The organism is uncultured Planktosalinus sp. (assembly GCF_963973675.1).
Classification (GTDB): Bacteria; Bacteroidota; Bacteroidia; order Flavobacteriales; family Flavobacteriaceae; genus Planktosalinus.
In genome coordinates this window covers 1-9,306 of record NZ_CAXBAN010000059.1, presented here as the reverse complement: position 1 = coordinate 9,306, position 9,306 = coordinate 1, and the positions used below count along the sequence as shown (strand labels likewise).

At 36.8% G+C, this 9,306-nt stretch carries 9 protein-coding genes; 4 read left to right on the top strand and 5 right to left on the bottom strand.

Annotated elements, in window-relative coordinates:
* Nucleotides 1–762, bottom strand: a 762-nt coding sequence (locus tag AACY61_RS03790; protein WP_339610261.1) for a proprotein convertase P-domain-containing protein, incomplete at its 3' end; no start/stop codon positions are given.
* Between the two features lie 181 nt (nucleotides 763–943).
* Nucleotides 944–1,705: a peroxide stress protein YaaA gene (yaaA, locus tag AACY61_RS03785; protein ID WP_339610260.1), complete on the bottom strand. Its 762-nt coding sequence runs from the start codon at nucleotides 1,703–1,705 to the stop codon at nucleotides 944–946.
* 183 nt (nucleotides 1,706–1,888) lie between these two features.
* Here yaaA and AACY61_RS03780 point away from each other — a divergent pair, with 183 nt between their 5' ends.
* Entirely contained in the window at nucleotides 1,889–3,661 is a 1,773-nt protein-coding gene (locus AACY61_RS03780) for a T9SS type A sorting domain-containing protein (RefSeq protein WP_339610259.1), read from the top strand.
* A gap of 56 nt (nucleotides 3,662–3,717) precedes the next feature.
* Here the strand turns inward: AACY61_RS03780 and AACY61_RS03775 are convergent, their stop codons facing one another.
* Both AACY61_RS03775 and AACY61_RS03770 read right to left on the bottom strand, forming a co-directional pair.
* Complete coding sequence (locus tag AACY61_RS03775; protein ID WP_339610262.1) at nucleotides 3,718–4,755, bottom strand: RluA family pseudouridine synthase; 1,038 nt, start codon at nucleotides 4,753–4,755, stop codon at nucleotides 3,718–3,720.
* Nucleotides 4,745–5,365 carry a PASTA domain-containing protein gene (locus AACY61_RS03770; RefSeq protein WP_339610258.1) on the bottom strand — a complete coding sequence of 207 codons (621 nt, stop codon included), beginning with the start codon at nucleotides 5,363–5,365 and terminating at the stop codon, nucleotides 4,745–4,747. Before AACY61_RS03770 ends, AACY61_RS03775 begins: the two co-directional genes overlap by 11 nt.
* 144 nt (nucleotides 5,366–5,509) lie before the next feature.
* Between AACY61_RS03770 and AACY61_RS03765 the strand changes: the two genes are divergently transcribed.
* The 3 genes from AACY61_RS03765 to AACY61_RS03755 are packed head-to-tail and all read left to right on the top strand — an operon-like array spanning nucleotide 5,510 to nucleotide 7,951.
* Complete coding sequence (locus AACY61_RS03765) at nucleotides 5,510–6,493, top strand: D-alanine--D-alanine ligase (protein WP_339610257.1); 984 nt, start codon at nucleotides 5,510–5,512, stop codon at nucleotides 6,491–6,493.
* 33 nt (nucleotides 6,494–6,526) lie between these two features.
* Nucleotides 6,527–6,979, top strand: a complete 453-nt coding sequence (gene coaD, locus AACY61_RS03760) for a pantetheine-phosphate adenylyltransferase (RefSeq protein ID WP_339610256.1) — start codon at nucleotides 6,527–6,529, stop codon at nucleotides 6,977–6,979.
* An 18-nt stretch (nucleotides 6,980–6,997) separates the two neighbouring features.
* Nucleotides 6,998–7,951, top strand: a complete 954-nt coding sequence (locus AACY61_RS03755; RefSeq protein WP_339610255.1) for a calcium/sodium antiporter — start codon at nucleotides 6,998–7,000, stop codon at nucleotides 7,949–7,951.
* A gap of 30 nt (nucleotides 7,952–7,981) precedes the next feature.
* Here AACY61_RS03755 and AACY61_RS03750 read toward each other — a convergent pair whose 3' ends face one another.
* Nucleotides 7,982–9,223: a HAMP domain-containing sensor histidine kinase gene (locus tag AACY61_RS03750; protein ID WP_339610254.1), complete on the bottom strand. Its 1,242-nt coding sequence runs from the start codon at nucleotides 9,221–9,223 to the stop codon at nucleotides 7,982–7,984.
* Nucleotides 9,224–9,306 lie beyond the last annotated feature (83 nt).

Here is a 9,306-nt window from a genome sequence, read left to right as displayed (position 1 = left end):
ATAAGAAGCAGCAGGTGCACCTCCAACCCAGGTACCAACACTTGCGCCGGCGTCGTCAAATACTAAATTAGCTTGGGTATCCAAACCGTCAATACCTCCGTTGTTTTCAAACAACGTAAGCATGGTGCCTTCGGGTGAAGTCAAAGTCATCACCATATCTGATGCACGATCGTGCTGAAGATTAAGGTCTACATTGTTAAAAGTAAACTGGAAAGAATCTTCTCCAATGATACCTGTGTCAGGATAACTAATAACAGAAGTTATTGTTGTAAAATCTTCAATAGCTTGAGGTGTGTCAAAAGAACATCCTGGAGAAGGTAACCCAGAAACAGTCATGTCAAAGTTTCCTGTTGCTGATCCAAAGCCATGAACCATCACATAATAAGTAGACGATCCATCAGTCATGAAGCTAACTTGACTCTGTAGTCCACAAAAATCGTCATTACCAGTCACACAGACTAATGACCCACAAGACCCAGAGTAAACAGAGAGCTTAGAGTCATAAGAAGTACCTGTACAAAGATCAATAGTTACCATTGACCCTGTGCCAGAGACGTCAGTAAAAGTGTACCAAACATCAGGCGCTGTCATTGTGGTACCACAAACGACGCTTGTGCCACTACCAGTCGCGGCAATAGTTGTACCGGAAATAGTCGCATCAAAATAAATTGGGATTGCATCTACGCAATCATCATTTGAAGGCTGGGCAAACCCAAAACTCCAAACCAAGAGCGATAAAATTAATAAAGTAGTTTTTTTCATAATAAATTTTTAAATATTAACAAGTTCAAATGTAAGAAAAAATTAATTTTAATCACAAATATTTCTTAAACAAATATTTAAAAACTCATAATAGGAGTGTAAAAAAGAGGTTGGTCAATAATCTAAATTACAATTTTTTTATGTAAAACACTACTAAACAACACTTTAAATACATCAATTCTTATCTAATAAATACAGGCTGATCAGCAACTTTTGTTTCTTCTGAACTGAAAGAATAGCCCTCATAGTCAAATTTTAACACCTCTTTGTAAGAATTTATATCATTTTCTATGGCAAATCGTGCCATAGCACCTCTTGCTTTTTTAGCAAAAAAGGAAATTACTTTCAGTTTTCCGTTTTTAAAATCTTTAAATACAGGACTGATCAATTCCCCTTTTAATTTTTTGATGTTGATTGCTTTGAAATATTCATTACTGGCAAGGTTCAAAACGATTTCCTTTTCCTGTATTTCTTCATTGAGAAGTGCTGTGATTTGATCCCCCCAAAATTCATACAAATTGTTTTTTCGGTTCACTTTTAAATTGGTTCCCATTTCAAGCCTGTAGGGCTGCATCAAATCTAAAGGCTTTAAAACACCATACATTCCTGAGAGAATTCTAAGGCTGTTTTGCATCGTGTCAATTTTATTTTTTTTGATTGAAAAGGCATTCAGCCCAACATGCACATCTCCAGAAAAAGTATAGACCGCCGGGCGGGCATTTTTGGATGAAAAAGGCGTTTGAAATTCCTTATATCTTTGGAAATTCAATTCGGCTAAATTTTCACTGATTCCCATTAAATCCCTCAGTTGTTTTTTCGATTTTTTCTCCAAAACAGTATTTAACTTTTCTGCTTGTTCTAAAAATTGCGGCTGCGTTGCCTTAGTAGTAGGTAATTTTGATTCTAAATCCAATGATTTTGCCGGAGATAATAAAATTTTCATAGTAGTTTGTTTTGAATCAAATTTACAACATTGATTCAATTTCTGTCTCCATTTTTTTTAACAAATTCTAATAAGTGTATAACAAATACTTATACAGCAGAAAAAGTATTTTAACACAATCTTAAGAAACACTGCTGAAAATAAAAATTAGTTTTAGCAAGCTAATTCTAAAAACAAAACCAAATGAAATTACAAATTACAAACCTGCTAATAGCAGCTTCCCTAATTGCATCCCCTTTCATTCACTCGCAGGAACAAGGTCAAAAAGCCATTTTATTAGAAAACGGTGCTGTTTCAGCTGAGCCTATTGTGCTTCCTCAAGAACTCACGCAAAAAAGCGGTAACAATTTTGAACAATTGGAGAATTTTCCTTTTGGAAGACCCACACATCCTAATTTTAAAAACTTCAGAGGAGCCACCATTGCAGATATAGACCAGGACGGAACAGAAGACATCCTATTTGCAACGTTTAGTAAACTATATGCCATTAATGGGGACGGTGCCTTATTATGGGAGAAAGATTTAACAGGAACAGCAACCTTGCCCCCTACTGTTGCCGACATTACCGGCGACGGAACTATGGAGGTGGTTCAAAATACCGGCGGTGTGCCGGCAAACGGACGCGTGTATTTGCTTGACGGGGCTACCGGAGCAGATCTGCCCGGCTGGCCACTCAATTTTAATAACAATTGGATGATCAATGCGCCTGCTGTATCAGATTTAGATGGTGACGGTATCATGGAAATCGTTTTTTGTGAACGTATTACCTCGGGTCCAAGCCGAGTTCATGTTGTAACCCCTGATGGCACGCCTTACAATGCCAACTGGCCAATAGATCTACCCGGAACACCTGCATTTACGCCTTCCATAGGCGATGTTAATAACGACGGGGTTATGAATGTTGTTATTTCAACCTCCTCAGGTGAAATGCATGTAATTGATTCTGATACCGGACAGCCCATAGCCGGTTTTCCTTCTACTGCAACTGGTGTGAGTTATTCCTATCAGTCACCCATTTTGGTAGATTTAGACGGTGATGAAACACTGGAAATTGTTGGTAGCAATCACGGCGATAATCCCGCATTTTTTGTCATGAAATCTGACGGAAGTTATGCAACTGGATGGCCCTATTCCATTAATGAATGGACTTATTCTCCCCCTACTGTAGCAGATGTCAACGACGATGGAGTTTATGAGCTATTTTTCGGAAATAGAAATACAAGTGGTGATGGCTCAACACCTTTAGATGTTATTTACGGATTTAATTATGAAGGTGATTTAATCCCTGATTTTTCTGTAAACAAATACGGAGGAACTGAAGGAGTAATGACTATAGCAGACATTAACAACGACGGGGTTCAGGAGGTTATTTTTCCAAGTGTAGTATTAGATAATGACGGCAATGGCTTCATTCACGCATACTCTCTCGACGGAAGTGGAGAGGTTGATGGATTTCCTTTAAAACCAAGAGGCTTTACCTTCATAAACGGAGCAGTATTGGGTGATGTTGATAACGATGGATTGCTGGATTTAACAGCCAACTCATACACACAAACCTTCGGGGCAAGCATTGACTCTGCCTTTGTAAATGTATACAATTTAAATGTGCCTTATGACCCAAATACTATTTTGAGCAACGGTTATAAAGGTTCTAACCAAAGAGATGGGTTGATTATTCCTGAAGAACCCATGAGTGTTTCAGATTTTGAAAATCAAACAATCAACATTCAACCGAACCCATCAACCGGAGTCGTCACACTAACTGTACCTGCCCAATTGGAAAACGCTACTGTACAGCTGTTCAGCCTTGACGGAAAACAATTATTTGTAGAAAAAAACTTTTCCTTGAATCAATCAGGACAGAGTTTTAATTTCGAAAAAATCAGCAGCGGTATCTACTTGATTGTAATAAGCAATCAATCCCAAACTTTTACAGGAAAATGGGTTAAGAAGTAAGAATAAATTAATGAGTTTACAATTAGAAGCCAAATCAAATTGATTTGGCTTCTATATTAGTTGTCAAACTCTTTTTGATGTTTAATATAGTTGCGCCATTTTTCGATACACAATTCCATATCTTCAGGTAAAGGTGCTTCAAATTTCATAAATTCAGCATTTACAGGATGTTTGAAGCCAAGTGTTTTAGCATGCAAGGCTTGTCGGGGAAGCACTTTAAAACAATTGTCAACAAATTGCTTGTACTTTGTAAAAGTGGTTCCTTTTAAGATTTTATCACCTCCGTAGCGTTCGTCGTTAAAAAGTGTATGACCAATGTGTTTCATATGCACTCTTATTTGGTGCGTTCGGCCGGTTTCAAGTTTACAGGAAATTAAAGTCACATAGCCAAACCGTTCTAAAACCTTGTAATGTGTCACGGCGTCTTTTCCCTGGCTCTCATCTTCATACACAGTATTTTGAAGCCTGTTTTTGGGATGTCTTCCTATATGTCCTTCGACGGTTCCGGTATCATTTTGCACATCTCCCCACACCAGTGCTACATATTCCCGTTCTGAGGTTTTATTAAAAAACTGTTTAGCCAATTTATGCATAGCCTCTTCAGTTTTAGCAACGACCAATAATCCACTGGTATCTTTGTCTATGCGATGAACCAAGCCGGGACGTTCATTGCTGTTTACAGGTAGATTTTCGATGTGATAGACCAATGCATTGATCAATGTTCCTGAATAATTTCCGTGACCGGGATGCACCACCATTCCAGCCGGTTTATTTACTACTAGCAATGCAGTATCTTCATAAACTATATCAAGTGGGATGTTTTCCGGAACCAATAAAAACTCATAAGGGGGATGCGTAAATAACACACGGATTATGTCATCGGGCCTTACTTTGTAGTTTGATTTTACAGGAATGTCGTTAACATAAATATTGCCATCCTTTGCTGCTGTTTGAATTTTATTTCGGGTAGCTCCTTCTATATAATTCATCAGGTATTTGTCAATCCTGAGTGGTTTTTGACCTTTATCTGCAATAAACCGATGATGCTCATAAAGTTCATCGTTTTCTTCAACTTCGTTTTCGTTATTCTGCATCGTTTTCTGTGATTTCTTTTTCAGGTTCTTCAGACTCTTCACTATTTGAGTTTTGATAGCGCTCCTTGCCATCGCCAAGCACCAAATCAATCACCGACGTTATGGGTAATTCTTCACCAGCTTGTATTTTTCTACCCTCGTTGCGCATTTCCAGCACTTCATCGGGAGCAATATAGGGCTGGTATGTTATTTCACCAATTTCAAACCCAAGAGCTCTCAATGTGGGTTCAGCCTGACGCCTTGTTCTTCCCACTAACGGAGGAATTTCAACTTTTCGGTAACCTGACGGATTAAGGGTGATGTAAATTTTTCTATTTTCCTTTACATTGCTACCCGCTTCAGGCACCTGATCAATAACTGAAAATTGGGGGTAATCAGGGTTGTAGTTGGCAGAATCCAAAATTTCAAGTCTTAACTCAAATTCTTCCAACGTTTTTTGTGCTTCTTCAAAGGTCAACTTTGCCAAGTCGGGTACTTTAATTTGTTCATTATGATTGGTAGAAAATTTCAACCAGGTTAAAATTAAATATGCAAATACAATGATTGCTACTACTGCCAGTAATAGTTGTTTGACAAATACTTTTGAAAAAATAAATTTTACTACGCTCATAAGCTTTTGGGTTTTGCTTATTTATAAAGAAGTCACAATTTAAAAAATAAGAGGCAAATGTACATCTTAAATTCTTAAGATTTTCGTTTTAAGAATTGGTTTATTAACCCTACTTTTGTTTAACGCATTTTATCAATCAATCTTATGCAGAAAAAAAATATAGCTGTTGCAATGGGAGGATATTCCAGTGAATATGAAATATCTATTCAAAGCGGACAACTTGTTTATGAGTCTTTATCAAAAACGCGGTATGATGTATTTCGCATTTATATAACCAAAAATAGATGGTATTTTAAAGCAGATGATGGAAAGGAGTTTGAAGTAAACAAAGCAGATTTCAGCTTTTCTATCGGCAGTAAAACCATACATCCCGATGTTGTTTTTAATGCCATTCATGGAACTCCGGGTGAAGACGGATTGTTACAAGCCTATTTTGAACTCATCGACATTCCACATACCTCTTGTCATTATTACCAAGCAGCACTGACTTTCAATAAAAGAGATTGTCTTTCTGTGTTGAAAAGCTATGGCGTGCATTGTGCCAACGCCTATTACCTGAACAAAGGCGATGAAATCAAACCGGAAGAAATCGTCAAAAAAGTAGGGCTGCCTTGTTTTGTAAAACCCAGCAGGTCAGGATCCAGTTTTGGAATCAGTAAAGTTAAAACTATTGAAGAACTGCCAAAAGCAATAGAATTTGCCTACAAGGAAGACCCCGAAATTTTAATTGAAAGTTGCCTGGTAGGCACTGAGGTCTCTGTAGGTGTTATTGAATATAAAGGTGAAATTTTAGTCTTACCCGCAACCGAAATTGTCTCTGAAAATGAATTTTTTGACTATGAAGCAAAATATCTTGGGAAATCTCAGGAAATCACTCCTGCACGCATACCAGATACTGAAAGAGAACGTGTTAAGGCTGAAGCTAAACGCATTTATGAATTATTGAACATGACCGGGCTTTCACGGAGTGAATACATCATTCAGGATGGAATTCCATATTTTATTGAAATGAATACCAATCCGGGACTCTCTCCTGAAAGTATTATTCCCAAACAAGCTAGTGCAGCCGGAATATCATTGGAAGACTTGTTTGGGAACTTGGTAGAACAGTCGTTTGAAAAAAAATAGTTAATTTAGTTCATTATAAAACTTAATTTTCCAATGAAAAGAGCACTTTTTCCAGGTTCCTTTGACCCAATAACTTTAGGTCATTATGACATCATCAATAGAGGTGTGCACCTTTTTGACGAAATTGTTGTAGCCATTGGAGTGAATGCTCAAAAAAATTACATGTTTTCATTAGACCAACGCAAGCAATTTACAGAAGAAGCTTTTAAAAATCAACCCAAGGTAAAAGTAATTACATACGAGGGCCTTACGATTGATGTTTGTAAAAAAATTAATGCGGAATTTATTTTGAGAGGGCTTCGCAATCCGGCCGATTTTGAATTTGAAAAAGCCATTGCACACACCAATCGAAAATTATCCAAAATAGAAACTGTATTCTTACTCACAGCCTCTAAAACCTCTTATATCAGCTCTAGTATTGTGAGAGATGTGATTAGAAATGGAGGTGACTACACCGTTCTTGTACCCGAAAGTGTAAAAGTATAACCACTTAAATTTTGCATCTTGTTAAACATTCTATTACTACTAGTAGGTTTTGTTGCCCTGATTTTTGGGGCTTCAAAACTGGTTGATGCAGCCTCTGGATTGGCTGCAAAATTTGGAATTCCCAATATTGTGATTGGCTTAACCATTGTGGCATTTGGAACTTCAGCTCCTGAAATGGTGGTCAATATCATTGCTGCTGTCAATGAAAATACTCAAATGGTTTTAGGAAACGTTTTAGGCAGTAATATTTTCAACATCCTAGGAATTTTAGGTATTTCAGCAATCATTTATCCATTGGCCGTAAAAACAAATACTACCTGGTATGAAATTCCTTTAAATTTATTGGCGGCACTTGTCGTGTTGGTTGTTTGTGCCGATATGTTTTTAACTGACGGCACTCAAAACTACATTTCTCGAAGCGATGCAATAGTACTGCTACTCTTTTTTACTGTGTTTTTAGTCTACACAGTTGCTGTTTCAAAATCTGATAAGTCTGTAGAAAAAACAGAAGTAAAACAATACAAAACTACAACTGCTGTCATTTTCATTTTTATTGGACTTGCAGGTTTGATTGTGGGCGGTCAATTAATTGTTAATAGTGCAACCTCAATTGCAGAACAAATAGGACTGTCTGAACGCGTTATTGGACTTACTATTGTCTCTATAGGAACTTCTTTACCCGAATTGGCCACTTCAATAGTGGCAGTAAAAAAGAAAAACGTTGACATAGCAATCGGCAACGTGGTAGGGTCAAATATTTTTAATGTATTTTTTGTCTTAGGGGTTTCGGCATTTATTACTCCGGTGAATATTGCTCAAAATGCTTTTATGGATATTTTTCTAAATATCGCAGCAGGTCTTTTGTTATTTTTGTTTGTTTTTACCGGAAAATACCGACAAATTGATCGCTGGGAAGGTATTGTTTTTTTGATGATTTACCTGACATACCTGATTTGGTTAATCGGTTTTTAAATCAATCATTACTAAAGTTTGATGATTCATTTATTGTTTAGGAAAATATACGGTCACTATTGTTCCTTGAGGTGAATTTTTAGTGAATTCAAGCTTACCTTGATGCAGGTTGACAAAATCTTTTACAATCCTCAAGCCAATTCCGGTGCCTTTTTCACCCTCGGTTCCATAAGTACTAAGTAACTCTTGCTGGGTATCAAGGTTTTTAACAATTGATGATTTAATTCCTTCACCCTGATCGCTTACTGAAAATATAAAATAATCATCATTTTCATAAAAATTCACCTCAATCTTTCCATCTAACGGACTGAATTTAATAGCATTAGCAATCAGGTTATTTGCAATGCTTCTGAATTGGTTTTCATCTGCAGCCAAAAGTGAAGTTGAGTTATTTAAATAATTCACTTCTATATTTTTAGCCTCCGTGTGTGATTCTAGATTTGTAATGATTTCAATGATGATTCCATCTTCGTCCAGTTGTTCAATTTTGGTAGAGTTTTCATTCATTTGAAGGCGTGCCCACTGCAAAATATTTTCCAATGTTTTTAAACTTGCTGTAGTTTCGCCTTTGAGATGCTTCAATAAAAATTCCATTTCTTCGGGGTTCAACTCTATTTGAGACATACTGTCAATTAAGTTTGAAACATTGGCCAGCGGTGTTCTTAAATCGTGACCTAAAACTGAAAATATTTTATCTTTTAGCGCGAGTGATTTATTTAATTCCTGTTCCCGTTGCTTTACAATATTATATTGTTTTTCAAGTTCCAGGGTTTTCTTTTGAACTTCTTTGTAGGCCTCTTTCTTGTGCTTGTTTGACTTGTAAAGTACTACGATTAAGATTGCAAAAACAATTAATGCGATTCCCGAAACAATCAGAAATACATTCTGCATATCTATTTTTTGTTTTTGAGCAGCTTCTTTTTCTTTTAAAACTTGATTTTCGGTTTCAGCCAAGCTAGATTCGTATTGAACTCTTAATTCATCCAACCGATCATTACTCTTTATCGAAGCAATACTGTCTTGTAGTAGTTGTAATTTCTCACTGTACAAAAAGGCGTTTTCATAATTTTGTTCAGATTTATAAAATTCAAGCAGATTTTTGGCAATATTGGCTTTCATTTCATATGAATCAAACTGTTCAGTTACCTCCTCAACTTTTTTATAATGTTTCAATGCTTCAGATTTGTTGCCTTTTGCCAGATAAGCATCTGCAATACCCAAGTTGGAGTGAAATAAACCGGGAGCAATTTTGAATTCTTCACTGATTTCCAACGATTTTTCGAAAGAAGCTATCGCCTTGTCATACTAAACGCAGCGCGAGATTGCTGCCTCGCTTCAGGTTACAGCCGCAGCGA

Coding starts and splice junctions, on each gene's coding strand:
- yaaA (WP_339610260.1), bottom strand. CDS start 1,705: ATGAAAATTTTATTATCTCCGGCAAAATCATTGGATTTAGAATCAAAA.
- AACY61_RS03780 (WP_339610259.1), top strand. CDS start 1,889: ATGAAATTACAAATTACAAACCTGCTAATAGCAGCTTCCCTAATTGCA.
- AACY61_RS03775 (WP_339610262.1), bottom strand. CDS start 4,755: ATGCAGAATAACGAAAACGAAGTTGAAGAAAACGATGAACTTTATGAG.
- AACY61_RS03770 (WP_339610258.1), bottom strand. CDS start 5,365: ATGAGCGTAGTAAAATTTATTTTTTCAAAAGTATTTGTCAAACAACTA.
- AACY61_RS03765 (WP_339610257.1), top strand. CDS start 5,510: ATGCAGAAAAAAAATATAGCTGTTGCAATGGGAGGATATTCCAGTGAA.
- coaD (WP_339610256.1), top strand. CDS start 6,527: ATGAAAAGAGCACTTTTTCCAGGTTCCTTTGACCCAATAACTTTAGGT.